The following is a 26652-nucleotide window of genomic DNA, read 5'->3' as shown; positions in this document are numbered from 1 at the left end:
CGGAAGGAAATCGGTCGTGTAGAGAGAGTATATTAATAATACAAAGATATGGAAAATTTTTGAGTTTTTGATCTTTGATCTTTGATTTGAGTTAATATCGAAATTCAAAGATCAGAGATCAAAGATTCACTAGTCCAACTATCTGCTCAAGGTATTTTTGATCGGTTTCATCGAACTGGTCTAATTCACTGGCGTCTACATCAAGTACGCCCAGCACTACGCCGTTTTTGATAACAGGCACTACTATTTCTGATTTTGAAAGACTGCTACAGGCTATATGTCCAGGGAACTTTTCTACGTCAGGCACAATCAAGGTTTTTGCTTCTGCCCAACTGGTTCCGCAAACACCTCTTCCTTTTCTGATACGGGTACAAGCAACCGGACCCTGAAATGGACCCAATACCAACTCGTCGTTTTTAACCCAGTAAAATCCTACCCAGAACCAACCAAATTGTTCCTTTAACGCCGCCGCAATATTAGCCAGGTTCGCGACCAGATCGTTTTCTCCTTCTACCAGCGCTCTAATCTGTGGTATCAGTGATTCATACTGTGTTTGCTTATTACCTTTAATGATGCTTAAGTCTTCTGCCATATTGCAAAGATAAAAAACTTAAGTTTGGTGATGCGCGATTCGGGTTTATACATTCAGGAAATAACGGAAACAAAGGATATAAAGCTATTCATCCAATTGCCCGCAAAACTGTATGCGAATGATAGCCGATGGGTTCCTCCATTGTTTGTGGATGAATACCAGTTTCATGATCCGCAAAAGAATCCGGCTTTTCAAGTTGCCACTGTTCAACGTTGGATAGCTTATAAAAATGGCCATGCAGCAGGACGCATAATGGGCATCATACATCATGCATACAATGATCGTCAAAAGGAAAAAACAGCGCGCTTCTTTAAGTTTGACTGCATCAATGATATCGAAATTGCTTCCATACTTATTCAAGCAGTAGAAACATGGGCGAAGAAAAATGGCATGGAACAAATAATCGGACCTTTCGGTTTTTCCGATAAGGATCCACAGGGGTTTCAGGTTGAAGGACTGGAACACCTCCCGGTAATTGCCACACCAGCACATCCGGCTTATATGCCTGAATTAATCCGATCGCTGGGGTATAATAAGTATTTAGATTGCGTTTCTTATCGCATTCCCATTCCTGATCATTTGCCTGCATTATATGAACGTATATTGGACAGAATTGGCCGCAACCAAAAACTTAAACTGCTGGAGTTTAACAGTAGAAAAGCGCTTAAGCCCTACATAGTACCTGTATTTCAGTTGATAAATGAAACATATACCCCTTTGTTTGGCTTTGTTCCAATGTCGGATGCTGAAATACATAAAATGGCCAAACAGTATTTACCGATACTGAACCCTGCTTTTGTAAAAGCTATTGCAGACGAGAAAGGTAAATTGTTGTCATTTGTAGTAGCAATGCCCGACCTGAGTATCGGATTGCAAAAAGCAAAAGGAAAACTTTTTCCATTCGGATTGTTTCATATTTTCTCGGCCATGCGAAAAAGCAAACAACTAAATCTTTTATTGGGGGCAGTTAAAGAAGGTTACAGAGGAAAAGGACTTGATGTATATATGGCAATGGCACTTATTCAAACAGCTTCTTCAAAAGGCATGACGCATATGGATAGTCATCTGATTCTTGAAACAAATCATACTATGCGGGCAGAATGTGAAAAATTGGGTGGCGAATTGTATAAGCGATTCCGTGTCTTCGTAAAACAACTCACTCCTGCGTAAACTCCATTACCTCATGTACCCTGCGGTACAAATACCCTTACTTCCAAGGTTCAACGCAGAGAACATGAGGTAATGGAGTTTACGCAGGGTTATTTTTTAGAGGGGGCAATATTTTCCCAGGATAGTTTAAGTAATTCTTTAGTAATGCGAATGCCTACGTCTTTCAGATTAAAATGCGTGCAACCACTTTTGCCCCAAGCCCCTGATGCCGGATAAAAAATATTACCGGGTAATTGAAGGTAAACCGATTGTTGTTCAGGACTAAGTTTTACCATTGCTACCAGGCTATTGGGGTGTAGCGTAGCAAATATTTTTTTATTTTTTCTGAAAGCGAGTTTATCAAAATGGGGTGCCGTATCGGTATCGTCCATTGATAATGCAATATCCCTGAATTTGTCGGCTGATATCATAATGTTTATGTTATCTTAACCCTACACCGGATTATTTAATGTATTTGCCAATTACAGGCATTTTTTGAAACTCTTTTCGCTCCACCAATAAAATAAACCAGGCAAACACGGCTAATAAAATGAGTCCAAATAAAGTTCCTGCCCATAAAGCATCAACAAAGTATACAAAGAGTTGGTGAATTAAAAAAAGGAGGGTAACAATTGCGAGATAAGCGAGTAACTTTTTAGTTGCATAGGGAATACGGTAATATTTTTGCCCGAGCTTATAACTAATGACCATCATAAATGCATAACAGGCAAATGTTGCCCATGCACTTCCGTTATACCCGAATAAAGGAATCCACCAGATATTGAGGAGAATGGTAATCGCCGCCCCGGCCAGGGTAATCCAGGCACCGGTAAGCGTTTTATTAGTAAGCTTGTACCATACACTCAGGTTATAGTAAATACCCAGGAGCACAGAACCCATTCCCAGTATGGGAACAATGCCTAGACCTTCACCATATTCAGCCGCATGAGAGCCGTACGACAAATATTTTATCAAAGGAAGGTTTACCATAATAGCCAGCCACATAAATGCACAGGTGATCACGAAAAACTTCATCACCCTTGCATAAGTGCGCTGTGCATTATCTTCTTTTGCCTGGTTAAAAAAGAAAGGCTCTGCACCCATACGAAATACCTGTATGAAGATGGTAATGAGTACGGCTACTTTATAATTGGCACCGAAAATACCCAACTGTCTCAATTCTTCTTCACGAGGTAAATTAAGTACCCTGGTGTAAACAAGTCTGCTCAACATTTCATTGATCATGCCGCCAAGTCCTACAATGATCAATGGGTAAGAATAATTCATTACACGCTTCCACAAATTGAAGTCGAACGAGAACCGGAAACTGATAAGTTCTTTGGTGAGCAAGAGTAAGGTAACGATAGCAGAGATAACATTGGCAATGATATAATAACCAATATCAATGCTTGGGTCATAAAAAAATAACCAGGCGCTTTGTGGATCTTCTTTGTAGAGTTTTGGGCAAAACCCAATAAAAAATAATACCAACAATACATTCACTGCAATACTGAATACCTTAATAAATGCAAACATCCTTGGTCTGCCCTCTTGCCTAAGTTTGGCAAAGGGGATGATAGAAATAGTATCAAAAAAAAGGATCCAGGCCATCCACCTGATGTATTCCGGATGGTCAGCGAAATCAATCAGTTTAGCAATAGCCGGTGACTGCCATAATAGAAGGCCAGTGAAAATAATGGTGCTTACAAGAATAGATGTGGTGAGTGTATTAAACACTTTTGTTTTATCATTATCCTGAATGAACCTGAAATAGCTTGTTTCAAGTCCATAGGTAAATAAAATATTAAAGAAAGGAATTAACGCATATATCTGCGTAATGCTCGCTGTACTGCTTGGTTCATACCACCAGAATAACAGAATATTCAGTGCATACCCCAAAAAGCGACTGGCAATGGTGGGAACACCGTACCATAATGTTTGTCCTGCTAATTTTTTGATACTACTCAATGCAATTTTTTTAGTCCGAAAGTCCGGAGTCCGAAAGTCCGGAAGATAAGAATCAGCTGTTTTCGGACTTTCGGACTCTCTCCACAAACATCGTATTTCTTCCCATTAAATTCAAGAATAGCCCGGAACATTCATTAATTATTATGAATATCTGCCGGAGCGGTGGTACTGATTCCTTTGCCTGGTTGGGCAAGGTTTGGGTTATTGAGAAAGCTTGTATCGGTAAGTGTGTATAGAAATGCAGTGATTTGTCCTATTTCAAAATTGGATAGAGGAAGCCTGGTTTTTAGCAAGCTGTCAGTGGTTGGCCCGATCACCATATTTTTCCTGTAATGATCCATTACACTTATGATGGAAAAAAAGCGACCATCGTGCCCATAAGGAAAAGTGCGCATTACATTTCTCAAACTGGGTACACGGAACTTCAGTGAATCACTGCTTTCATTGGTAATTTTCATGCGACCAAGGTCTTTAAGAAAAGGATCAAGAGGCATACCAATATTACGGTAGCTGTAATCGGTAAATAAGGGTTCGGTATGACAACTAACACATTTCTGCTTAAAGATTTCGTATCCCAATTTTTCCGGGAGAATAAAAGTGTCAAGTCCTCTTTGCATCTGATCATACTTGCTATTGCTACTTACAAAAGTGAGCAGGAACTGGCTGAGTGCTTTGGTAATACGTTGTGTACTGATGGTTTCGTCGCCAAAAGCAGCTTTAAATAATTGCCTGTATGCTTTTTCTGCCTGTAGCTTTTTAATGAGGTTCACAAGGTTCTCTGCCATTTCATTTTCTGCAGTAATAGGTGCCAATGGCTGAAGATCCAGATGGTTTATACCGCCATCCCACATGAATTCTTTTTGCCAGGCGAGGTTAAATAATCCAGGTGCATTGCGGGTGGTGAGAGAATTATTAAAACCATGACTCAGGTTATGATCATAAGTATTGAATGCACCAAATTGCTGGTGACAGGTACCGCATGAGATAGATCCGTCTTTGCTCAATCGTGTATCATAAAATAGCTGTCTGCCAAGTTCAATACCTTCTTTGGTAAGTGGGTTCGATTTAAAATCATATACCGGTTTAGGCCAACCCTTCGGAACTATAAAAGAAACAGGTGTTGGTTTAATAATGTTGTTGAGTGTGATCCATGAAATAGACAACGAAGCAAGTATGGCAATGGTTATTATGGTTCTTGAATACCTCATGGTTGCTGGTTGATCGAGAACATGGTGCTGTAATTATTGGCAAAACGAATGGCCAGTGCACCGGGGCTATGACAAATAGGCGTTTTGGCAATATCAATGTCTTTGAACCAGACAGAAGCATCTGCAACAATGGATATTGAATGGGTAAATACAGGACTCTTTAATTCAATATTTCTTGTGGTATTCTGGTTGTTGCGAAATCCTCCAATATGATAGGTAAACTGTTTACCCGCAATCATCGAACTACTGGCTGTTCCTTCCAGTTTGGCCATGATATAACCGGTGTTCCAGGTCCAGAACATACCCTGCAGTGGGTCCAATGCACCTGTTTGAACGCCGGATACATTGCGGATACTATCAACACCTAATAAAAAACCAATGCCAACATAATCATCTTCCGGAACGCTTAGTGTTAACCGGGTAGTTTTTTCATCAGCAATATCTATCAGGAAATATTCATTGGCTGGTGTGAAAATTTTGCCCTTGCTGTTGGTGAGTTTAATATGCGAAACATAATATTTGAAACGATTTACAACCAGTGTATCCTTACCCAGGTAATAGGTTTGTTCTGGTATTAGCGGGTCGGTACCGAATCGATTAACGAATTGTATGGTTAGTGGCCGAACTTTTTGGGCCCTTGCTTCAGCAAAAAAACAGGTTATGAGATATAAGAGGCAGAATATTCTTTTCACAATTCAGAGATAATCGTTCTTGTTGATTTTTTTTCTTTGCGCTTTATTACGGGTATGCATTTTCTTTGACTCCAATCTTTTCTCCTTCGCTGCTTTACTGGGTTTTGTGGGCTTGCGAATTTTCCTTTTAATAAGGGAAGTAGTGATAAGCTGGGTGATTTTACGGATCACTTCCTCCTTATTGCCCAATTGCGATCTTTCAGATTGTGATTTTACCAGCAGATAACCATCATCTGTAATCCGATTGCTTAGTCGATCAATAATCATGGCTTTTTCTTCATCGGTAAAAAATACCGAGTCTGCCACTTTCCAGCGGCCTTCTACCATGGTTTCCACTTTGTTCACATTTTGACCGCCTTTGCCGCCACTGCGTGCAGTCTGGAATTGTATTTCGGTTCTAATATCTATCTTCATTACAAAATAAAGTTCGTACAAAAAGCGGAATCAATTATGAGAATTGTGATTCAAAGGGTAAGTGAAGCAAGTGTTCAGGTTGATGGGCACATCACAGGAAGTATACAACATGGTTTACTGGTACTTGTGGGTATTGAAGACATTGATACCAAAGAAGATATAGAATGGTTAAGTAATAAAATCGTAAACATTCGATTGTTCAACGATGCCGATGGGGTGATGAATTTATCGGTAAAAGATGTCGATGGTGAAATTTTACTGGTAAGCCAGTTTACCCTGCATGCCAGTACTAAAAAAGGCAACAGGCCTTCTTATATACGTGCATCCAAGCCCGATATTGCCATTCCCATGTATGAGGAAATGATTAAACAGTTATCTGGTGATCTGGGTAAGCCGGTGCAAACAGGTATTTTTGGTGCCGATATGAAAGTGCGTTTACTGAACGATGGTCCGGTAACCATTGTGATGGATTCAAAAAACAAAGAGTAATGGACATTCAAAGTCGGGCAGATATTGAAACACTCATGCGTGCCTTTTATCAGAAAGCCATTCCTGATGCTGTTATCGGGCATTATTTTACTTCTGTAATGCAAATGGATCTGGAAAAGCACCTACCTGTTATTATAGATTTCTGGGAAACGGTGTTGTTTGGTATGGCGCGATACAAAGCAAATGCCATTGCGGCACATAAACACCTGCATGAAAAGTCGCCTTTTACAGACGCTCATTTCAATCAGTGGGTAACTTTATTCCAGGCAACAGTAGATGAATTATTCAATGGCGATAAAGCCGAGCTTGCTAAACAGCGGGCTTATTCAATAGCAACAGTGATGAAAATAAAAACCATTCATGCTGATGCCCCCATCAACCATCAAAACAAATCATTATGACCATAGCAGCAGCTCAGGAACAGGTAGACCAATGGATTAATACCACTGGTGTGCGTTATTTCAATGAATTAACCAATCTCGGCATTTTAATGGAAGAAGTCGGAGAGTTAAGCAGACTGATGGTAAGAAAATACGGGGAACAGTCGTTCAAAGAATCCGACAAAGGCAAAGAACTCAGCGATGAAATGGCCGATGTATTATGGGTATTAATTTGTCTGGCCAACCAAACAGGCGTAAATCTGACAGAGGCACTGGAGAAGAATTTTGAAAAGAAAAATATCCGCGACGCGGATAGACATAAAAATAATCCGAAACTGTAGAAGAGAGATGAAACAGAAAAATAAGAAATAAGGAATAAGAAATCAGAAAGGAAAAAACAAATCCTACTTCCTGATTTCTTATTCCATGTTCCTTATTTCTTATTTATCAAATATGCTTTTCTGCTTTGCCATCTTCTCTATTTCTGCAACCGAGCGTGGTGAGCCGGCAGAGAGGTTACGATGTCCGTCTTTGGTAATCAGGATATCGTCTTCAATACGAACACCAATACTCCACCATTTTTTGTCGCATTTGCTTCCAGGGGGAATATAAATACCTGGTTCCACAGTAATGTAAACACCTTCCTGTAAAATACGTGGACCCATATCATGTACATCTAACCCAAGGTGGTGCGATGTGCCATGTGGAAAGTACTGACGTGCTTCCTGTTCATTGGCTGCAATGCCCAGCTTAATTAAGCCACGGTTAACTACACGACGTGCGGCAGCATCTACATCTCCAAATGGTGCGCCTGGTTTACAGGCTGCAAAACCAGAATCCTGCGCTTCTAATACCAGTTCATAAATCAATTTCTGTTCAGGAGTAAATTTGCCGTTCACCGGAATAGTTCTGGTAACATCGGCAGTATAGCCATGGTATTCAGCGGCGCAATCGCTCAACAGCAGGTCGCCGTCTTTCATTAAACGCAGGTTGGTAATATAGTGTAGTACACAAGCGTTTTCAGATGATCCATTGATACTTGGATAGCCTGGATATTCAGAACCATTTTTCTTAAAATTATATTCCATAATGGCCTGAGCCTGGTATTCTGTCATGCCTGGTTTTACAGCTCGGATCACATCATTGTGCCCCTCAACACTATAAGCTGCAGCTTTCTCCAGCAGCTTAATTTCTTCTGGCTGTTTAATCCCCCGTAATGACGACATGATCATACGTGTAGAGCGATCGCCAAGTGGTTTTTTTGATTCGGTGATGAAGTTGTCTACAATAGCAGCCATACGTGATAACTGGTCGCGGTTGCTGTATTTCGATAGAATATCTTCTCCTTTATATAAACTCAATATGGTATCTACCGTATTAAAATCGAAAGTACTGGCAGTGAATTTATCGTTGGTGAATACGTTCGCTATTTTGTATTTATTCTTAACGCCATCCACACCCAAAATTTTACCTGTCCACATTTCTTGTTGTGGATTGCGGTTCTGTACAAAAATGAACTCTGTTCCGGTGGCACCAAGGATGGTTACTGGTTTTTTGAAAAGCAGAAGAAGTGAATTGGGTTCTTCAAGTCCCGTTAAATAGTAAAAATTTTTGCTTTGTGCATATTGGTAATCAACATCATTGTTTCTTACCCTTACCTGCGAAGCGAAAAATACACCTACGGAATTATCCGGCATCATTTCCCTGAATGCAGCTCTGCGGCCAGCATGGAATTCGGGACTAAGGTAATCGTTAGGATACTCGGTAGTTTGCTGCGCCATAGTGATGGCTGGCATCAACAAACAAAGCAGCCTGAAGCAAGTTTTTCTAAGCATGTTGTATTTTTTTGAGCGCACTAAAACTATAGGTTTTCAGTGAGTCGGGCGAAAAAAAATGAAGAATGGAACTGAACTTGGCATCTTGTCATAACCCCTGCACCATGAGCTATACGACAAATGTCCTCTCCTAAGTGGGTATAAAACAAGTCTTAAAATAGCAGGTTCAATTAGGAGATTTGTATAACATGAATAAAAATCATCATAAACATCCTTCAAACTCCTATATCCAACCATTATTTAAAGGAGGGACTTTGATCGGGGGTTGATGGGGATCGGATGGGGATGAGATGGGTAGATATTTGCTTGTTGAACCAATGTGTCCGGGGAAAAATAGCTCCTGGCTGTAGGTCAAGGGTAGGATAGAGCACATCGATCTTTGAATTAAATCAACGATACCCCGGATTGAATAATTAACGCAAAACTGTACAAGTTTTCCCATTAATAGCAGAAGCCTAAAATAACCGCCAATCAAGGCTTGCTGCTTGCAGCTTGGAGCTTGCAGCTTATTCTCTTACTTTTGCCCCGTTATGAGCATACAACAAGACAATCGTTTTCAGGCTATTATATCACATGCCAAAGAGTATGGATTTGTATTTCCCAGTAGTGAAATTTATGATGGATTAAGTGCGGTGTATGATTATGGTCCTTATGGAGCAGAACTGAAAAAGAATATCCGTGATTACTGGTGGAAAAGCATGACCCAGATGCACGATAACATCGTAGGTATCGATGCCGCCATTTTCATGCACCCTACTACCTGGAAAGCTAGTGGTCACGTAGATAATTTCAGTGACCCGATGATCGATAATAAAGACAGCAAAAAAAGATACAGGGTAGATCATTTACTGGAAGCCAAAGCGGATCAGCTAAGAGAGAAAGGTGCAGCAGCAGAAGCCGATGCCCTGATCGAAGCAATGGAAAAATTACTGGCTGCTGAAGATTTTAGTGGACTCAAACAACTGATGGACGACCAGAAAATTGTCTGCAGTGTGAGCGGGACCGCTAACTGGACAGATATCCGTCAGTTTAACCTCATGTTCTCTACCCAATTGGGTTCGGTGGCAGAAGATGCTGATACCATTTACCTGCGTCCGGAAACTGCTCAGGGTATTTTTGTAAACTTCCTGAATGTACAGAAAACCGCCAGGATGAAAGTGCCTTTTGGTATTGCACAAACAGGTAAAGCTTTCCGCAACGAAATTGTCGCACGCCAATTTATTTTCCGCATGCGTGAATTTGAGCAGATGGAAATGCAATTCTTTGTTCGTCCCGGCACACAAATGGAGTGGTACAATTTCTGGAAACAGGAGAGACTGAACTGGCATTTAAGTCTTGGTATACCGGCTGAAAAATACCGTTACCATGATCATGTGAAACTGGCGCATTATGCAGACGCAGCATTGGATATTGAATACGAATTCCCTTTTGGATTTAAAGAGGTAGAAGGTATTCACAGCCGTACCGATTTCGATCTGAAGAGCCACCAGGAGTACAGCAAAAAGAAACAGCAATATTTTGATGCTGATATAGACCCTGCAACAGGTAAACCCTACGGCAACTATATTCCATATGTGGTAGAAACATCCATTGGTTTAGATCGTATGTTCCTGTTGGTAATGAGTCATGCATACGAAGAAGAAACCATTACCAAAGAAGATGGTAGTACTGATAGTCGTGTAGTAATGCGTATTCCCGCTAAAATCGCCCCGAATAAACTGGCCATTCTTCCATTGATGAAAAAAGACGGCTTACCGGAAATAGCGAAGCAGTTACTAGACGAGTGCAAGCCGCATTTCAAATGTTTCTACGAAGAAAAAGACGCCATCGGTAAACGCTACCGCAGACAAGACGCCATCGGCACACCATTCTGCGTAACAATCGACCATCAAACCAAAGAAGATGGAACGGTAACCATCAGACATCGTGATAGCATGAAACAGGAAAGAGTGGCGATGAGTGAGGTGAAGAGGATTGTGATGGAAGCGATTTAAACAGAGGAATAAGAAATAAGGAATAAGAAAGTAGTATTCATAGCGTATTTATACATCTTATAAATACGCTATTTTTTTATATATATAATGATGAAATTTGTGTGATAAAGCTGTTGTATGGAAACCAGATACAAATTTGATCTTGAAGACAGGTTGATTCAGTTTGCAGTTCATTGTATACAAGCCGCAGAGAAATTACCTAAAACATTTGCTGGAAATCATTTGGGAGGGCAATTGACCAGAAGTGGTTCTGCACCTGCTTTGCATTATGGGGAGGCACAATCAGCAGAATCAAGAACTGATTTCATTCATAAAATGAAAATCGCATTGAAAGAATTACGGGAAACAAGAAATTGTCTTGCCATTATAGAAAAATTGAACTGGGAAATTTCAATTAACCTGTCAACAATAATGCAAGAATGCACAGAACTCGTATTTATCTTCCTCAAATGTATTGACACTGCTAAAAAGAATAATACACGTAAATACACCTCTTCCTGATCCCGTATTCCTCTAAAGACTTTCTTATTCCTTATTCCTTATTTCTTATTCCTCTGTTCCCTCACCCATAAAGTTCAAGGTGAATATCTTTCTTCTCATACCCCATGGCGATGATGCGTTGTTTGGCTTCGTCGATCATGTTTTTCCAGCCGCAGAGGAAGAAATGGGAAGGCTTTTTTTGAATGCGTAAAAGATCTTCGTAAACGCCGTGTACATATCCTGTATATGCACCTTCTGCTACTGTTTCTTCGCGAGAGAAGACAGGGTGGTAGTAGAAGCCGGGCATTTCTTTTTCAAGTTGTTTCAGTTCTGGTCCATAAAGACAGTCGCCATGTTTTCTGCAACCAAAAATGATATGTATATCCTGATGTGGAAGTTTATGTCGGTGGATATGGTGAGCCATTGAACGGAAAGGGGCAATACCGGTACCGGTGCAGATCAGGAATAAATCTTTCTCGATTATTTCCGGTAAGGTGAAAACACCTTGAGGGCCGCGTAAGGTAAGTTCCGAGCCTACTTGAATTTCTTTGAATAAATAGTTGGTGCCTGCGCCGTCTTCGAGAAGTACAATTACCAGTTCTATAATATTGGTTCCATCTGGCGCGGAGGCTATGGAATAGCTGCGCCAGCGTTTATTTTTCTTCTCGTGTATGGGGAGGTCGAGTGTTACAAACTGACCGGGTTTAAAATCAAAAGAAGCCAATTCCGGAATCTCGATCCAGAAACGTCGGGTAGAATCGGTAGCGTCTTCAATCCTGATGACCTTACCTATGCGCCATGGTTCAAGCATACGAATGGTTTTACACAATGTAAGGATAATTTGAAAATTTGAAAATTTGGAAATTTGGAAATGAGGAGGATTATAACAACTTCGTTGTTATGAATAGAATAGAATCCCCATCAATAAAGCATTACTGTCCGGGGAAATTTAACCGCGAGATGTAGGTGTTGCGTATGATGGAACACAGATCTTCATGATTTTCAGGATCTATCATGATAAATCCTGAAAATCATGAAGATCTGTGTTCTATTAATAGCAGATAGTGCATTTACGGCAACAAAATATTTCTTTAAGCAGCTGACTTTAAATTTTCTCCCACCTTTAATTCCATTAGAAGCAGAAAGTCTAAAATAAGCACCCGTCAAGGCTTGTAGCTTGCGGCTTGAAGCTTGAAGCCAATTTTCCCCGGACAGCAATGTCAATAAAGCTTTGCCTGCATTTCATTTCCAAATTTCCAAATTCTCAAATTCCCAAATTAAAAAAAGGCGCAGTAGTTAATTACTGCGCCTTTTTCAAAGAGGTAGATCCTGCTTTATTTAGGGTCTAATGCTCTTTTTATTTTTTCAGCGAGGTCTTGTAGGTGAACCTTGCTCATTTTGTCTGCATTGGTAGCAGCAGCAGCGTTTACCTGTGCGCGTAACTGAGTAAGTTGTGCACGGGCAATACTGTAAACATCGCTACGGCTGTTAGCGCCAGAAGCATATGGGTTAGTGAATCCGCCACCAAATACAATTGTTGTTGCATTGGTTTGAGGAGGGTTCAACAGGTTGTTCAGTTTCTCTACATAACTTTTCTGCAGCATTCTGCGGTAGTTATCGATGGCTTTATTTGATTTCAATTCACTGAACAGATCATTTTGTAAGTCGTTCATCATTTCAAGTGCGCTATAAGCTTTATCTGCACCGAAACGTTCTGCGCTATACTGCATGCGGTTTAACCTATCGAGGGTTAACAGTGTACCCAGTGCACCTTCCTGCGCTGCAGCCAGTGGATCATTTGTACCTGGAGGATTGATTTTATCCCAGATTTTTTTGTCGATCAGCCATTTTGGAGTCTGGAATACCTGACGGTTCATATAGCCTAAAGCTTCGCGCTGCATAGCTTTAGGAACAGGCTCATAAACAGGCTCATCCTGTTCTGCAACTTTAAAGGTTTCATAAACACCACCGATATTTCTGGAAACGTGTCCATAATAACGACGGTATTGACCCAGTAACTGACCGTACATAGTGGCGATATTACCATTCAGATCGCCTTCTTCTTTGGTCCATTCTACAAGGTTGGCAAGAATGCGTTGCAGGTTTTTAATACCGTAGTCACTAGCTTTAACAGCATTGTCACTAAGGTCTTCGCTCTGGCTTCTAGGATCAGCCTGGTTACCTGATTCATAAGTACCAAACCATGTACGTGGGTTGGCTTTTAGTGTTTCAGTGATCAGTTTGTTACTGTTCTTTTTCACTTCTTCTTCTGTTGCACCGGGAATATATCCATAGCCCCAACGCATTGCCCATGCATCGTAATCACCGATACGTGGGTATAAGCCTTCTTTGCTGATATTATCTTCAGGCTGTGCTACGTAGTTAAAACGAGCATAGTCCATGATAGAAGCGGTATGTCCATTAGCTTCAACCCAGGCTTTATCACGCAGTTTTTCAACTGGTGTTTTGCTGCTGCTTCCCATGTTATGGCGCAGACCAAGTGTGTGGCCTACTTCATGTGAAGAAACGAAACGGATCAGGTCGCCCATCAGGTCATCGTCAAATTTCATTTTACGTGCACGTGGGTCAGTAGCTGCGGTTTGAATCATATACCAGTCGTGTACCAGTTTCATAACGTTATGGTACCAGCCGATATGGCTTTCGAGGATCTCACCGCTTCTTGGGTCGTGAACATTGGGTCCGTAAGCGTTCTCGGTAGGAGAAGCAAAATAGCGTACTACAGAGAAGCGTGCATCTTCCAGGCTCATAGTAGTATCGTTTTCGGGCCATTCTTTACCAACGATGGCATTTTTAAAACCAGCTTTTTCAAAAGCTTTCTGCCAGTCGTTGATACCAAGGATCAGGTGTTTTCTCCACACTTTTGGTGTAGCCGGATCGATATAGTAAACGATTTGTTTTTTAGGTTCAACCAGTTCGCCTCTTTTCCATTTTTCAACGTCTTCGTCTTTTGGCTCAAGTCTCCAGCGAACCGCAAATTCTTTGTTTTCAACTTTTTGCTGGTCGTCACCGAATAATACGTAATCATCGGTAAAGAATCCAACACGTTTGTCTGCAATACGTGGAGTCATTGGTTTCTCAGGTAACAGGAGCATTGAAGTGTTGAGTTCAATGGTTACAGCACCAGCAGAACTAGCTGCAGGGATGCTTGCACCACCGCCACCGCCGCCAATTGCGGGAGCTCCGCCAGTACCGGCATTGAAAGTTTTTACCGTTCTGATTTCGGTATTAATAGGGTAAGTGCTTATTCTTTGGATAAAAGACCTGTCGGCTGCAATCGGACCAAGTCCGAAAGAACGCTTGATGCCGGCATTGATGCTAACAACCTGGTTATCACCTTTAAAGTAATCGGTAACATCTAAAACCACTGAACTGCTATCTTTTCCGAAAGCTGCAATCGGGAAAGAAGCGGCGATGGCATTCAGGTTAGAATTGGTAACGGCTTTGTAAATGTCATCTTTGGCATCTGCTGCATTAACCAGGGTAATGGTACGGAGGAAGATATTGTTGCTTGGTCCTTTTTCAAAGGCCAGTGTTTGCTGGTTGGCGATTTCACCACCATAGGCTCCACGGCCGTTTCCTGAGATAGCAGGTACTTTAATGTAACGTGTAACTGCAAGAATTTCACGGCCTAAGATATTATTAGGTACTTCAAAGTAGTATTTATCGTCTACTTTATGTACTGTAACCATACCTTTTTGCGAGATAGCCTTATTGGTAATCACGTCTTTGTAAGCTCTGGGTCCCTGGCGTTGTGCGCCGCCGCCAAAACCCTGGGGAAAATTTCCTGCTGCAGGGGGTGCATTGCGGGAAGTATCTCTGGTTTGGGCAACCGACACAGTTGAGGCCAGCAACGCTGCTGCGATAAAATAGTTTCTCATTGTTTCAGTTAAGTGGTTTTGAATAATCGTTAAAGATAGGATCGTAAATTAATCAACAATTTTTTTTTCGGGTGTGTTGGATGAATGGTAAAAGCTTTAATTTGGGTCGGTGAAAAGATTGGGGTGTTTTTAGGAATCCTCCTATCTTGCTCACTTCCCGACTGCGGAGGTTTGCGGTTTTTTGCCGAATCAAATTTGCCGCTTTCAGGAAAATACCTATTTTGTAACCCCTTTCGGACTTTTGAAACAATGTTTGACCTGTGAATTACATTTTTCATTAGCATTGCGAGGAGAATTTTTTAAATCAATTGTTATTTTAAAAAACAAAAATCAATCGAATCATGGCTGAGACAAAACCAACTGCAACGGCTGCAAAGAGCGCCACGTCTGTTCAACCTAAGAAGAGCAGTAATTTAGTTGCAACACTTGCCCCCATCTTTTGTATCCTGGGTGGTTACTTTATCTGGCGCGTAGTATTAGGAAGTGCTGGTAACTTTACTACACCTGATCCTGATCCAAGTCATTGGTTCTGGCCAGCACACCAGGGTCCGAAGGGAACATTCACTAAAATGTATGAAGGTGGTATCGTAGTACCTATCCTGATTGGTACATTCTTAACAGCAGTTACTTTCAGTATTGAAAGATTACTGACTGTATCTAAAGCTACTGGTGCAGGAAACATTGCTGAATTCATCCGTAAAGTACAGTTCCACCTGGCTAATAAAGATGTTGACAAGGCTTTGGCTGAGTGCGACAAGCAAAAAGGATCTGTAGGTAATGTAATGAAAGCAGGTCTGCGTAAGTATAAAGAAATGATTGGCAATACTGAGCTTGAAACTGAGCAGAAAGTATTGAACATTCAGAAAGAAATTGAAGAAGCAACTGCACTGGAACTGCCAATGCTCGAAAAGAACCTGGTATTCCTTTCAACAATCGCTTCTGTAGCAACCCTTTTGGGTCTGTTCGGTACCGTATTAGGTATGATCCGTTCATTCTCTAAACTGGGTGATGAAGGTGGTGGAGAAGCTGCACGTGAACTTTCTCAAGGTATCTCTGAGGCCCTGTATAATACAGCCCTTGGTATCGGTACTTCAGCTATCGCGATCATCATGTACAACGTATTTACAACTCGTATCGATGGTATCACTTATGGTATCGACGAGTCAGGATTCACTTTAACTCAAAGCTTTGCGGCTAACTACAAATAATCTTTGATTGTTTGTATGGAAAATGAAAAGTTTTGAATCTTAATTAGTGAATGCTATAAATAAATAACAATGGGAAGAGCCAAATTACCTCGTAAAAGTACCAACATCGACATGACAGCCATGTGCGATGTGGCCTTTCTCCTGTTGTCGTTCTTTATCTTAACTACAAAGTTCAAGCCGGCTGAAGCCATTGCTGTAACCACACCAAACTCTGTGGCGGCAAAAGTGGCACCCGATAAGGACATTGTAATGATCACGATCGACAAGGATGGCAAGGTATTTATTACGATGGATGAAGAACAAAAGAAAGAAGCGGTGTGTAATGCATTGAACAGCCAGCTAAACCTGAATATGAATGTTGCTGCATTCAAAAAAGCAGGTTTCTTTGGTGCCCCCTTCTCTCAAATGTCCTCTTTTCTTTCCTTACCTGAAGACCAGCGCAAGGGTGATAAATTACCCGGTATTCCGGTTCAGGACTCAACCGATAACCAAATGGTTACCTGGATGAGGGCCATAACCGATGCTTACCTGGGTAGCAAAATGAACCTGTTGGTAAAAGGTGATAATGCGGCCAAGTATCCTGCTTTTAAAGCAGTGATCGATGCTTTCAAGAAAACAGATCAACTGAAATTCCAGATGATTACAAATCCTGAAAGTGTTCCAACTGGTACCGAGCTTTGGAAGAAAACCATGGCTGGAGAGAAAAGAGAAGAATAAATACTGTTGATCAGTAGTAAGTAAACAAAATACTCACGAAAACTAAATTCTACCGTTATGGCAGAAATGGATACCTCGAGTAGCGGGGGCCACAAAAAGGGCCCCGGGGTCAAGAAAGGGAAGAAACTCTCTACCCGTGTTGATCTGACGCCCATGGTTGACCTGGGCTTCCTACTCATTACATTCTTTATCTTCACCACAACGATGAGTCAACCTACGGCTATGAAGCTCTTTTTGCCTAAAGATGCAGATAAGCCTGAGGATCAGAATAAGGCCAAAGAATCTGGTGTTATTACCCTGTTATTAGGAAAAGACAATAACGTCTTCTACTATGAGGGTCAGTTGGCACCGGATGGTTCTAACTTCAAATCTTCTAATTTCAAGGAAATTCGTACGGTATTGCTTGAGAAAAAAGCACGTACCAACGAAAAAGACCTGGTAGTAGTTTTGAAGCCTTCATCTGAAAGCACTTATAAAAATGTGGTGGATATTCTGGATGAAATGACCATCAATGTGTTAAAGCGCTATGCGCTGGTGGATATTTCCCCTGTTGAAGAACAATTGGTTAAGTTGTCTGACGCCTCTGGTGGCGCTTCTGCATCAAATTAATTTGTTTTTCGGTATGGAAAATACCTCAAAATGAATCATACATTTTAAAGATCTAACAATGGACGTAAATAAAATATTAACCGCGGATATCCTCGATATCATATTTGAGGGTAGAAACAAAGAGTACGGCGCGTACCAACTCCGCAGAACCTATAATAAGCGTATTACTTTCGCTATTATCGGAACTGTGCTGGTGTGCCTGCTTTTCCTGGTAGGTTCATTGGTTGCCAACTCTTCTAAAAAAGAACAAACCCAGATTTTCGTACAGGATATGGAACTGGAGAAAGTTCAGCAGGAAGAGAAAAAGCCTGAACCACCTCCTCCGCCTCCACCACCAAAACAAGAGCCTCCTAAAGTCGAGATCACCAAATTCACCCCTCCAAAAATTGTGAAGGATGAAGAAGTGAAACCAGAAGAGGAAATCAAGGAAGTGGAGAAACTGGAAGATACCAAGATTGGTACTATCAACCAGGAAGGTATTAAAGACGAAGGTATCGTTGCTCCCCCAGTGGAAGTAAAAGGTACCGGCGTTGTTGAAGCGCCTAAACAGGAAGAAGACTACGATAAAGTATTTACCGTAGTACAAATTCCTGCGGAATTCCCTGGTGGTATTCCTGCCTGGACAAAATACCTTGAGCGTAACCTGAACCGGGATCTCCCTGTTGAAAATGGTGCACCTCCGGGAAAATACACTGTAATCGTTTCATTCATCGTTGATAAAAACGGTGGCATTAGTGAAGTAAAAGCTGAGAACGATCCAGGTTATGGTACAAAAGACGAAGCGGTTCGCGTTATCAAACGTGGTCCTAACTGGAAACCAGCCGTTCAGAACGGACGTCAGGTAATCTATCGTCACAAACAAAGTATCACATTCATGGTAGCCGACGAATAATCGCTCCAGAGAATTTATAATGAAGCCAGCTACATTTTTGTAGCTGGCTTTTTTTGTGAATGGTCAATGGTGAATGGTCAATTTTGAATGGTCAATAGTCAATAGTCAGAAGTGAATAATATAGTAGATTAAAAATGTCATTCACTATTCACAATTGACAATTGACAATTCACATTATGGAATTTTCTGCTCCATGTGTCTCATTAAAAACACAACGCTATGGAAAAGAAATTCACTCAGCGCAATGATATCTTAGAGATATTGTTCGCTAACAGAAACAAAGACTATGGTGCTTATGAATTACGCGTGATGTACAATAAACGCATGAAATATGCACTATCATTCATGTTGCTGCTCTGCTTATTATTTACGGTTGGTTCTATTCTTGCCAATGGAAAAGACAAATCAAAAGTAATTGCTTATGTTGGTCCGGTACTTGAACTGGAAGATATTACAGAGCCTCCCGAAGAGCCGGTAAAACCTCCAGAACAAAAAATTGAACAACGTCCTGTTGCACAAGAACCACTGACCCCTCCCAAAATTGTAGTCGATAACCTTGTGGAAGAAAAAGATGTAATGCTGGAAGTTGATGATTATGAAAAGGTAAAAATAGGGAATACAAAAATTGAAGGAGATATTATTGATGTGGTAATGCCTCCTGTAGAACCCACCACTTCTGTTACAAAAGGAATAAAGTCAAATGCAGATGAGTTAGATAACAAGTTTATATCGGTACAAATACCTGCGCGTTTTCCCGGTGATATACAAGCATGGACCCGTTATTTAGAGCGCAACCTTAACAGTGACATTCCGATTGAAAATGGAGCTCCCGCAAGTGTATACACAGTAATTGTAACTTTTACAGTAGACAAGGATGGAAAAGTAAGTGATGTAAAAGCTGAAAACGATCCTGGATACGGTACCAAAGAAGAAGCCATCCGCGTAATAAAAAAAGGCCCCAACTGGATTCCCGCAAACCAGAACGGTAATCCGGTAGTGTACAGACATAAACAAATGATTACGTTTAAAGTGAGCGAGCAGTGAGGGAGTGAGGGGTGTGAATTGTCAATGGTGAATTGTGAATGGGTTAGTTTAGTATTAAATACGGGATCACTAAATCTTCACTAACACACAACCCTCCATTCACCATTCACCATTCACAATTGACAATTCACAAATCAAACCTCAAAGATCAAAGATCAATCTATTGTATCTTTGCAAAAAGAAATCTGCATGTCTATTCACTTATCAGGTTGGGATGATACCATTGTGGCATTGGCTACACCGCAGGGTATTGGGGCTATTGGCGTGATCAGGGTAAGTGGAAAAGATACTTTCACAATACTTAACCAGCTTTTTCCTGCTAAAGACCTAACCGCACAGGCATCGCATACCATTCATGTTGGTTTTTTAAAGGAAGGCGAGCAGGTATTGGATGAAGTGGTTTTGTCACTTTTTAAAAATCCACGTTCATATACGGGTGAAGATGTAATTGAAATAAGCTGTCATGGTTCGCCATTTATACAGGAGCAGGTAATACATGCGATTACTAAACTTGGTGCGCGACTTGCCAAGCCGGGTGAATTTACACAAAGAGCATTCCTCAATGGTAAGCTCGATTTGGCCCAGGCAGAATCAGTGGCCGATTTAATTGCGAGTAATACAGAAGCAAGTAGAAAAACAGCTTTGCATAATATGCGCGGTGGTTTTTCCTCCGACTTGAAAAACCTGCGTGAGCAATTGATTCGTTTTTCGGCCATGATAGAACTGGAATTAGATTTTTCGCAAGAGGATGTAGAGTTTGCCGATCGTACAGCTTTGAAGCAATTGATAGATGAGTTGGATGGATCTATACTGCAGCTCATTAAATCTTTTTCGCTCGGTAATGTTATTCGCAATGGTGTACAGGTAGCTATTATTGGTAAACCCAATGCAGGTAAATCAACCTTGCTGAATGCATTGCTCAACGAAAACCGTGCGATTGTGAGTGATATTGCCGGCACAACAAGAGATACTATTGAAGAAGTGATCAATATCAACGGTATATTGTTCAGACTGGTAGATACGGCGGGTATACGAGAGCATACGGCTGATATTATTGAACAGATAGGGGTAGAGAAGAGCCTGGAGAAAATGAATGCATCGGATATTGTATTGTACCTCTTCGATGTTAATGAAACAAGTGTTGACGAGCTTAGAAAATTTGAAGACACACTGAAGGAAAAAAATATACAGTATCTATTAGTGGCTAATAAGGTAGATACTGCCAGCCCTGATACAATTCAGTCCATAGTCCATGGTCCATGGTCCATTGCTATTTCTGCCAAAGCCAATACCGGTATCGATATATTAAAACAAGCCCTCACCCAAAAAGCCATCAGTGGCGATGTAAATACCGAAGCAACCATCGTAACCAATGCGCGCCACTATGATGCCCTCTTAAAATTATCCCAAGCGCTAAGCGATGTGCGCAATGGCATGAACGACCATATACCCGGCGATCTCCTAGCCCTCGATATCCGCCAATGCCTCCACTACCTTGGTCTGATAACCGGTGAGATTACAAATGAGGATCAGTTGGATTTTATATTTAGTAAGTTTTGTATTGGGAAGTGACGAGCGTCAGCGAGTCGTCCGACTCTGAGGATAACCTCACCACTAAACGTCATCCCGAGCGAAGCGAGGGACCTACTGAACGATAGCACCTTCTCATAATCAATGAGTTAGTTTGATTTCATTTTTATATTTCTGTTGATTAGCGTATTAGTTTTGCGAAAAGACTATTTCTGTTACTATTTTTTAGTGGTAACAGATTTGGGAAGTGAAGGGAGATTATGGGTAAGAATTATACGTTATTATATACAATGATGCATTAGTGAACAGAGTGAATGACTATAATATTGCAATTTTATAATAGTTAGCTGATTTCTTGTAGATATCAATTTTTATTTGCATCTTGTAATTCCCCCCCCCATATAATTCTCGAAATTTACCTTATAAGGTATCAAGACCATATAGACGTAGCTAATTTCTTTTAATAGAATAATAATCATTAATATTAAATCATAAATATATGTTTGGTAATCTGATTAACAATTCCCTTATCAAAGAACTTATAAAAGAAAAACAGCTTTCTATAACACCGATTGATCTTCGACTTTTGCAACTTGCACAATATCCTCTACGCCCCTTAATTGTGTGGGAAGTAAAATCCGAGAATGAAGGAAGGCAAGTTCATTATTTCACTGAAAAAGATAATAAGTTTACCTTAAAGCCGAAAACTTATTACTGGATCGATGTGTACGAATCTATTAAACTACCGCTTGGCATAGTTGGTCGTTTTATTAGCTCATCTAATTTAATTGAAAAGGGTTTAATACTAACATCAGGTAAAATCGAAAAACCATTTGGTGAGCAAGGTGAGCGAATCAGATTTGGGTTATATAATGTTTTGGAAAATAGTACTACACTTGAGTTTATTAATAGGATTGCATATATCCAATTTATGGACTTGCGAGGCATGGATAATCATGAATACAAAATGACAAATTACGATAAACAAGTTTATTCAGGTAGGCGAAGTAATGAAGACGATGGCCCAAATTATGAAAATGAATGATAATTGTCATTACCCAAAAACTTAAAACCAGTGAAAACTTTCGATAGTAAATTTTGGCGAATTTTTATTCCATTCTTGATTTTAATTATAATAATTCTCTTTTTTCCAGCTTGGTTCACACGTTATTCATGGTTCAAATTGGACTTCACGAAAACTGGTCAAGTAGGAGACACGCTTGGGGGAATAATGGGTCCTTTTATCGCAATTGCCGCTGCAATTTTAACTTTTTTCGCTTTCTGGGTTCAATATAAAGCAAATGAGCAACAGAAAGTAGATTTAAAAGTGGAAAGGTTCGAAAGTAAGTTTTACAATATGATTGAAATCTTGCGTCAAAATGTATCCGAAATTACAATAGATGAATCACTGTCTAGTAGAAAATCTTTCATTTCAATGTTTGATGAGCTAAGATTTTTGTACTTATATACTGAGGAGTTTTTTAATCGACCTAGCCAGAGGCGATTAATTAAATCTGTTACTGGAAAAGATCAACTAGTTAGAGAGGAGGTGTTCAATATATCTTACCTAATCTTCTTTTTTGGAGTAGGTCAAAATTCAACAAAACTAGTTTTGAGTTTAATTAATGAAAAGTATGAAGGTTTAATTATGAATCTAGAAGAAGACTTGAAATTCCAACAAGTCAAATGGCAGACTAATAATCGCGAAATATCTATAGAAGAAAAGACATATGAGGGGGATAGTTTTTTTGTTTTAAAATTATCATATAGACCTTTTGATGGGCATCTATCAAGATTGAGTCATTACATCAGACATTTATTCCAGCTGATTAAGTTTATAAACGATCAACCAGAAAAAGTTCTAGACTATGAAGCCAAATATAATTATGCTTCTACTGTTAGAGCGCAACTTTCTGCTCACGAACAATTGTTATTATATTACAATGCAATGTCTGTATTAGGAAAACCATGGCTTGATGTAGAGAATAATTTGCTGAAGAAATATTGCATGGTTAAAAGTATTCCTTTGCCTCTTGCCGATTTTTACAAACCTCCTGAAGAGTGGCTTCCTGAAAAGAACGAACAAGGTAAAGTAATGTTTGAATGGATTGAAATTAATAAACGAATGTCTTCAATCTCAAATCGATAAAAGTAGTACGGTTTTTATCATCTAATTGCTAATAAAACACAACACACCATTTCTCCGGCTTGCATCATCATAAATTGTATTGGGTCTAGCTCCCACAATTGCAGTAGAAAGGCTTATAAACAAACAGGAAGGGAGGAAAAACTCGAAAATACACGATTAGAAGCTGAATACTTAGATAAAAGCAAAACTTAATTTAATTTCACTTAGCTAAAGACAAATAAATAAGGATAAGATATGAATAAAATAAGGATAAAATTAGGATAAAATAAGGCTATTGATATAGAGTGATTTCGGGAAGAGACAAAAGTTACCTGAAATTATCTATAAAAGGCAGTTGTCTAATATTCATGTCTGTCTTTTCAAGTATTTATAAAGTATACACATTGAACCGCTTTTGTTTTATTCCCCATCCCCCATATTTCTCTTTCTCAATTGCTTCGGCCCATCACTACACATTTTTACAATCTTAGGTGCAAAGCTCCCAACAATATCTACCAGTTCGGTTTGTGCCGACATAACGGTATGTATGTCTTTATAAGCAAATGGTGCTTCATCGAGTCCACCTCCTAATAATGTTACACCAGCTTTATCAAGTGTTTCTTTCATGGCTTTATGTGTAATGGAGCTGATGGCTGCAGACCTGCTCATTTTTCTGCCGGCACCATGCGCCGCAGAATGAATGGCTTCGCTTGTACCTCTACCTTTTACTATAAATCCATTTGCAGACATACTACCAGGTATGATACCCAGTACATCTTTACCTGCAGGTGTTGCGCCCTTTCTGTGTACAATCACTTCCTCACCATCAAGCATTTCTTTCCATGCAAAATTGTGGTGGTTCTCTACCATTTTCATAGGTGACCTACCCAATTGCTTGGCAATTTTTCTATGAATGATATGGTGACAAGCACTTGCATAATCACCCGCCAGGTTCATGGACAACCAGTATTCCTGTCCTTCCGCTTCATTTAAGTCGAGCCAGGCCAGGTTCTTAGCTTCACCAGGCAGCTTTCTTTTTTCAATAGCCACTTTTGTATAGTGGTTGGCAATATTGGCGCCAAGTCCTCTGGAACCAGAGTGCGACAAGAGACCGATATATTTTCCGGGTTCAATACCCAGCACTTCATCTTTCTCTTTAATTTCTACTTCGCCAAATTCTACAAAGTGGTTACCACTTCCGGATGAGCCCAACTGTTTCCACGCTTTACCATGCAGCGACCTGAGTAATGCGGTGGAATGAAATTCTTCTCTGTCCATCACTTCGTGTTCTTCTGCTGTTTTAAACTGTGCACCACTCCCAAATAAAGTTGCTTCATGAATTTCTCTTGAAAAAAAAGAAGTTCTGTTTTTCAAGAGTGCAGGATCCATATCGAATACTGACAAACACATTCTGCAACCAATATCAACCCCAACGCCATAAGGAATTACGGCGTTTTTTGTTGCCAGCACACCGCCAATGGGTAAGCCATAACCATGGTGCGCATCGGGCATTAGTGCTGCTTTTATGGATACCGGTAATTTGGCTGCCATATATATTTGGTGTAATGCACCGGCTTCTATATGTTCAGGTCCGTAAATACTTACCGGCACACCAGTTTCATTCATGGTTATACTGTTTGTATTGCCAGCTTCTTTCGGAAGCAATTTTATAGCAATACTTCCAAGCGCAGTGTCATCTTTATAATCTGCAGGATGTGCCAGTACATTTTTTAAAAGTTCAAAGACTTCATCTTTATTGCTGAACTTATAAAATTTATCTACTACAGACATCGCTACCGGAATTACCGGACTCTCCGGGTATCCGATAGCCCTCAATTCTTTTGCTGTTATTTTTAACTTGCTCATTTCATTTCTTGTTTAGGATAGTGCTGAATAAGCGCCATCCTTATGTTATTGATTGGCTTTGTTAAAATGCCGGAAGCTGTAAGTTGATTTACAACTTCCGATGCATTTTATTTACCTGGAATGAAGAGATGTTTTAGCTGATCGGACAACACGCCGCTGTTGTTGACAGTGATGGTGCTGATTTTGTCGGCAATTTTTTCAACATACTCCATTTCTTTCAGTTTCCAAAGCATAGTGTTCTCTTCCATCAGCTTAGCTGTGTTCAGCAAGCTTCTGGTGCTTGCGGTTTCTTCTCTCCGCATAATGATATTGGCTTGTGCTTTCTTTTCGGCAACCAGTACCTGGTTCATGATATCTTTTACATCGCCTGGTAAAATAATATCCCTGATACCCAACTCAATTACCTGCACACCCAATGTACCTGCTTTTAATTGCAAACCGTTTAATACTGCTGCAGAAATAGTTTCCTTTTTCTCTAACAGTTCGTCAAAGTTTACAGCGCCGATATATTCCCTTAATGCCAGTTGAAACAATGCATACAATTGTTTGTCGTATTCCTTGTTGTCAAGCAATGCTTTTTCAATGTCTGCGATTTTAAACTGAGCATAGGCGTTGATTCGTAAAGCAGCTTTGTCTCTGGTCAGTATTTCCTGACCGTTGAGCTCAATTTGTTGCTGACGCATATCTGCCTTGGCTACCATTATCGGCACCGGGTTTTTAAACCACTGGTACACGCCGCTTTCCAGTATGCCTATGTATTTTCCATCCATGAACAGCAATGCTTTTTCATAGCTTTCTACGGTATAAGACCGAACATAGGGTACCAGTAACTTATGTGTTAACAGGCTTTTATCGATTGCTGCGTCTATATCAGGTTTGCTGATATCGGCTATAACAAACCGGTATTCGTTTGCACCTTTCCAGAAAGTATACCTCCCAACAGTAAGTACTTCTTTCAAATAGCCATTTTCAAATTGTAGGGCTATTTCATTATCTCTAACTTCAACCAGTTGTAGTTTTTCGGCCAGTGCTTTATCCTGCAACAAGATATTCAATTCCACAGGCGCTACGAATGGCTTGTACAGATCGTAAATTAATACCTCTTTGCCCCATAACCAGTAATTTCCTTCTGCAAGGAAACCCTTGTAAACGCCTCTCTTCATTACAATGCCTATTTGATAGGCGTTGATTCTTACGTTTTTCATTTGTTTCAATTTTAATGCTTAATGATAATAGCCGGAGCACAGTGGCATTTCTTTTCACGGAGTCTGACAGGATGGAACTCGCTGCTAGCGGTTTGACTTATGCTCTGTTGAGCAATTATCCTGAACCATTTGCTGCTGTTTCATTGTGTCGAACTGCAGGTGTAGGGAAATGTGGAATAACCGGAACTGGTATACGCAATGCCAGCTGTTCCTCCCCTGTGCTACAACTATTGGTCTGCATCTTTTTATAGAAGTGATGCACTTCTTCTACATTAACAGTGTAGTGCTTTACCGTTAAGCAATTCCGACATCGTCGGAAGCGGGACTCGAACCCGCATAAAGGCTGTTGCTCT

General features: G+C 40.3%; 25 protein-coding genes. 14 read left to right on the top strand and 11 right to left on the bottom strand.

Features of this window, described 5'->3' with window-relative positions:
- Nucleotides 1-118: 118 nt before the first annotated feature.
- Complete coding sequence (locus tag ACH30E_RS14590) at nt 119-592, bottom strand: GAF domain-containing protein (protein WP_294997274.1); 474 nt, start codon at nt 590-592, stop codon at nt 119-121.
- Nucleotides 593-616: 24 nt separating this feature from the next.
- Here ACH30E_RS14590 and ACH30E_RS14585 point away from each other — a divergent pair, with 24 nt between their 5' ends.
- Nucleotides 617-1762 carry a hypothetical protein gene (locus ACH30E_RS14585; protein WP_490825193.1) on the top strand — a complete coding sequence of 382 codons (1146 nt, stop codon included), beginning with the start codon at nt 617-619 and terminating at the stop codon, nt 1760-1762.
- Between the two features lie 89 nt (nt 1763-1851).
- On the opposite strand, the gene ACH30E_RS14580 is transcribed toward ACH30E_RS14585, so the two are convergent.
- From ACH30E_RS14580 to arfB, 5 genes are all read right to left on the bottom strand, one after another.
- The gene (locus ACH30E_RS14580; RefSeq protein ID WP_490825194.1) at nt 1852-2172 is read right to left on the bottom strand and encodes an MmcQ/YjbR family DNA-binding protein; all 321 of its coding nucleotides are present in this window, start codon (nt 2170-2172) and stop codon (nt 1852-1854) included.
- Nucleotides 2173-2203: 31 nt separating this feature from the next.
- A complete protein-coding gene (locus ACH30E_RS14575; RefSeq protein ID WP_490825195.1) occupies nt 2204-3709 on the bottom strand; it encodes a lipopolysaccharide biosynthesis protein in 1506 nt (501 codons plus the stop codon).
- 134 nt (nt 3710-3843) lie between these two features.
- Nucleotides 3844-4917, bottom strand: coding sequence for a cytochrome-c peroxidase (locus ACH30E_RS14570; protein WP_490825197.1), 1074 nt, complete (start codon nt 4915-4917; stop codon nt 3844-3846).
- A complete protein-coding gene (locus ACH30E_RS14565) occupies nt 4914-5609 on the bottom strand; it encodes an MbnP family protein (protein ID WP_490825199.1) in 696 nt (231 codons plus the stop codon). Before ACH30E_RS14565 ends, ACH30E_RS14570 begins: the two co-directional genes overlap by 4 nt.
- Nucleotides 5610-5612: 3 nt before the next feature.
- Nucleotides 5613-6023: an alternative ribosome rescue aminoacyl-tRNA hydrolase ArfB gene (arfB, locus tag ACH30E_RS14560; RefSeq protein WP_366517268.1), complete on the bottom strand. Its 411-nt coding sequence runs from the start codon at nt 6021-6023 to the stop codon at nt 5613-5615.
- A gap of 36 nt (nt 6024-6059) precedes the next feature.
- Here arfB and dtd point away from each other — a divergent pair, with 36 nt between their 5' ends.
- From dtd to ACH30E_RS14545, 3 genes are read left to right on the top strand one after another with little or no spacing between them, the layout of a single operon-like run.
- The gene (gene dtd, locus ACH30E_RS14555; RefSeq protein WP_294997284.1) at nt 6060-6512 is read left to right on the top strand and encodes a D-aminoacyl-tRNA deacylase; all 453 of its coding nucleotides are present in this window, start codon (nt 6060-6062) and stop codon (nt 6510-6512) included.
- Nucleotides 6512-6913: a group III truncated hemoglobin gene (locus tag ACH30E_RS14550; protein ID WP_490825200.1), complete on the top strand. Its 402-nt coding sequence runs from the start codon at nt 6512-6514 to the stop codon at nt 6911-6913. Before dtd ends, ACH30E_RS14550 begins: the two co-directional genes overlap by 1 nt.
- Complete coding sequence (locus ACH30E_RS14545) at nt 6910-7233, top strand: nucleotide pyrophosphohydrolase (protein ID WP_490825202.1); 324 nt, start codon at nt 6910-6912, stop codon at nt 7231-7233. Before ACH30E_RS14550 ends, ACH30E_RS14545 begins: the two co-directional genes overlap by 4 nt.
- A gap of 99 nt (nt 7234-7332) precedes the next feature.
- On the opposite strand, the gene ACH30E_RS14540 is transcribed toward ACH30E_RS14545, so the two are convergent.
- The gene (locus ACH30E_RS14540) at nt 7333-8727 is read right to left on the bottom strand and encodes an aminopeptidase P family protein (RefSeq protein WP_490825203.1); all 1395 of its coding nucleotides are present in this window, start codon (nt 8725-8727) and stop codon (nt 7333-7335) included.
- Between the two features lie 530 nt (nt 8728-9257).
- Between ACH30E_RS14540 and ACH30E_RS14535 the strand changes: the two genes are divergently transcribed.
- Together ACH30E_RS14535 and ACH30E_RS14530 are read left to right on the top strand one after the other, a co-directional pair.
- Nucleotides 9258-10721 (top strand): glycine--tRNA ligase, encoded by a 1464-nt coding sequence (locus ACH30E_RS14535; protein WP_490825204.1) that lies wholly within the window; start codon nt 9258-9260, stop codon nt 10719-10721.
- A gap of 117 nt (nt 10722-10838) precedes the next feature.
- Nucleotides 10839-11222, top strand: a complete 384-nt coding sequence (locus ACH30E_RS14530; RefSeq protein ID WP_490825205.1) for a four helix bundle protein — start codon at nt 10839-10841, stop codon at nt 11220-11222.
- Nucleotides 11223-11283: 61 nt separating this feature from the next.
- Here ACH30E_RS14530 and ACH30E_RS14525 read toward each other — a convergent pair whose 3' ends face one another.
- Nucleotides 11284-12012 (bottom strand): ferredoxin--NADP reductase, encoded by a 729-nt coding sequence (locus tag ACH30E_RS14525; RefSeq protein WP_490825206.1) that lies wholly within the window; start codon nt 12010-12012, stop codon nt 11284-11286.
- A gap of 523 nt (nt 12013-12535) precedes the next feature.
- Nucleotides 12536-15100 (bottom strand): zinc-dependent metalloprotease, encoded by a 2565-nt coding sequence (locus tag ACH30E_RS14520; protein WP_294989908.1) that lies wholly within the window; start codon nt 15098-15100, stop codon nt 12536-12538.
- 341 nt (nt 15101-15441) lie between these two features.
- On the opposite strand from ACH30E_RS14520, the gene ACH30E_RS14515 reads away from it, so the two are divergent.
- The 8 genes from ACH30E_RS14515 to ACH30E_RS14480 all read left to right on the top strand — a co-directional run bounded on the left by ACH30E_RS14515 (nt 15442) and on the right by ACH30E_RS14480 (nt 23249).
- On the top strand, nt 15442-16308 hold the full coding sequence (locus tag ACH30E_RS14515; protein ID WP_294989911.1) for a MotA/TolQ/ExbB proton channel family protein: 867 nt from the start codon (nt 15442-15444) through the stop codon (nt 16306-16308).
- A gap of 69 nt (nt 16309-16377) precedes the next feature.
- Entirely contained in the window at nt 16378-17025 is a 648-nt protein-coding gene (locus ACH30E_RS14510; RefSeq protein ID WP_294989914.1) for an ExbD/TolR family protein, read from the top strand.
- A 57-nt stretch (nt 17026-17082) separates the two neighbouring features.
- A complete protein-coding gene (locus ACH30E_RS14505; protein ID WP_294989917.1) occupies nt 17083-17634 on the top strand; it encodes an ExbD/TolR family protein in 552 nt (183 codons plus the stop codon).
- 58 nt (nt 17635-17692) lie between these two features.
- Entirely contained in the window at nt 17693-18526 is an 834-nt protein-coding gene (locus ACH30E_RS14500) for an energy transducer TonB (RefSeq protein ID WP_294989919.1), read from the top strand.
- 219 nt (nt 18527-18745) lie between these two features.
- The gene (locus ACH30E_RS14495) at nt 18746-19570 is read left to right on the top strand and encodes an energy transducer TonB (protein WP_294989922.1); all 825 of its coding nucleotides are present in this window, start codon (nt 18746-18748) and stop codon (nt 19568-19570) included.
- 189 nt (nt 19571-19759) lie between these two features.
- Entirely contained in the window at nt 19760-21142 is a 1383-nt protein-coding gene (gene mnmE / locus ACH30E_RS14490) for a tRNA uridine-5-carboxymethylaminomethyl(34) synthesis GTPase MnmE (protein ID WP_490825208.1), read from the top strand.
- Nucleotides 21143-21599: 457 nt separating this feature from the next.
- Nucleotides 21600-22145, top strand: coding sequence for a hypothetical protein (locus tag ACH30E_RS14485; RefSeq protein WP_490825209.1), 546 nt, complete (start codon nt 21600-21602; stop codon nt 22143-22145).
- Nucleotides 22146-22175: 30 nt separating this feature from the next.
- Nucleotides 22176-23249 carry a putative phage abortive infection protein gene (locus ACH30E_RS14480; RefSeq protein WP_490825210.1) on the top strand — a complete coding sequence of 358 codons (1074 nt, stop codon included), beginning with the start codon at nt 22176-22178 and terminating at the stop codon, nt 23247-23249.
- 399 nt (nt 23250-23648) lie between these two features.
- On the opposite strand, the gene ACH30E_RS14475 is transcribed toward ACH30E_RS14480, so the two are convergent.
- Both ACH30E_RS14475 and ACH30E_RS14470 read right to left on the bottom strand, forming a co-directional pair.
- Entirely contained in the window at nt 23649-25094 is a 1446-nt protein-coding gene (locus tag ACH30E_RS14475) for an RtcB family protein (RefSeq protein ID WP_490825211.1), read from the bottom strand.
- Between the two features lie 107 nt (nt 25095-25201).
- Complete coding sequence (locus tag ACH30E_RS14470; protein WP_490825213.1) at nt 25202-26299, bottom strand: slipin family protein; 1098 nt, start codon at nt 26297-26299, stop codon at nt 25202-25204.
- Nucleotides 26300-26652 lie beyond the last annotated feature (353 nt).

The organism is Sediminibacterium sp. FW305-C-61 (assembly GCF_058231065.1).
This window is presented reverse-complemented; position numbering and strand designations above follow the sequence as displayed.

Bases quoted from the DNA above. Each gene is read 5' to 3' on its own strand.
- ACH30E_RS14580 (WP_490825194.1), bottom strand. From the start codon at position 2,172: ATGATATCAGCCGACAAATTCAGGGATATTGCATTATCAATGGACGAT.
- ACH30E_RS14525 (WP_490825206.1), bottom strand. From the start codon at position 12,012: ATGCTTGAACCATGGCGCATAGGTAAGGTCATCAGGATTGAAGACGCT.
- ACH30E_RS14590 (WP_294997274.1), bottom strand. From the start codon at position 592: ATGGCAGAAGACTTAAGCATCATTAAAGGTAATAAGCAAACACAGTAT.
- ACH30E_RS14545 (WP_490825202.1), top strand. From the start codon at position 6,910: ATGACCATAGCAGCAGCTCAGGAACAGGTAGACCAATGGATTAATACC.
- ACH30E_RS14500 (WP_294989919.1), top strand. From the start codon at position 17,693: ATGGACGTAAATAAAATATTAACCGCGGATATCCTCGATATCATATTT.
- ACH30E_RS14530 (WP_490825205.1), top strand. From the start codon at position 10,839: ATGGAAACCAGATACAAATTTGATCTTGAAGACAGGTTGATTCAGTTT.
- dtd (WP_294997284.1), top strand. From the start codon at position 6,060: ATGAGAATTGTGATTCAAAGGGTAAGTGAAGCAAGTGTTCAGGTTGAT.
- ACH30E_RS14510 (WP_294989914.1), top strand. From the start codon at position 16,378: ATGGGAAGAGCCAAATTACCTCGTAAAAGTACCAACATCGACATGACA.
- ACH30E_RS14485 (WP_490825209.1), top strand. From the start codon at position 21,600: ATGTTTGGTAATCTGATTAACAATTCCCTTATCAAAGAACTTATAAAA.
- ACH30E_RS14505 (WP_294989917.1), top strand. From the start codon at position 17,083: ATGGCAGAAATGGATACCTCGAGTAGCGGGGGCCACAAAAAGGGCCCC.
- ACH30E_RS14535 (WP_490825204.1), top strand. From the start codon at position 9,258: ATGAGCATACAACAAGACAATCGTTTTCAGGCTATTATATCACATGCC.
- ACH30E_RS14550 (WP_490825200.1), top strand. From the start codon at position 6,512: ATGGACATTCAAAGTCGGGCAGATATTGAAACACTCATGCGTGCCTTT.
- ACH30E_RS14475 (WP_490825211.1), bottom strand. From the start codon at position 25,094: ATGAGCAAGTTAAAAATAACAGCAAAAGAATTGAGGGCTATCGGATAC.
- mnmE (WP_490825208.1), top strand. From the start codon at position 19,760: ATGTCTATTCACTTATCAGGTTGGGATGATACCATTGTGGCATTGGCT.
- ACH30E_RS14540 (WP_490825203.1), bottom strand. From the start codon at position 8,727: ATGCTTAGAAAAACTTGCTTCAGGCTGCTTTGTTTGTTGATGCCAGCC.
- arfB (WP_366517268.1), bottom strand. From the start codon at position 6,023: ATGAAGATAGATATTAGAACCGAAATACAATTCCAGACTGCACGCAGT.
- ACH30E_RS14495 (WP_294989922.1), top strand. From the start codon at position 18,746: ATGGAAAAGAAATTCACTCAGCGCAATGATATCTTAGAGATATTGTTC.
- ACH30E_RS14520 (WP_294989908.1), bottom strand. From the start codon at position 15,100: ATGAGAAACTATTTTATCGCAGCAGCGTTGCTGGCCTCAACTGTGTCG.
- ACH30E_RS14515 (WP_294989911.1), top strand. From the start codon at position 15,442: ATGGCTGAGACAAAACCAACTGCAACGGCTGCAAAGAGCGCCACGTCT.
- ACH30E_RS14570 (WP_490825197.1), bottom strand. From the start codon at position 4,917: ATGAGGTATTCAAGAACCATAATAACCATTGCCATACTTGCTTCGTTG.
- ACH30E_RS14470 (WP_490825213.1), bottom strand. From the start codon at position 26,299: ATGAAAAACGTAAGAATCAACGCCTATCAAATAGGCATTGTAATGAAG.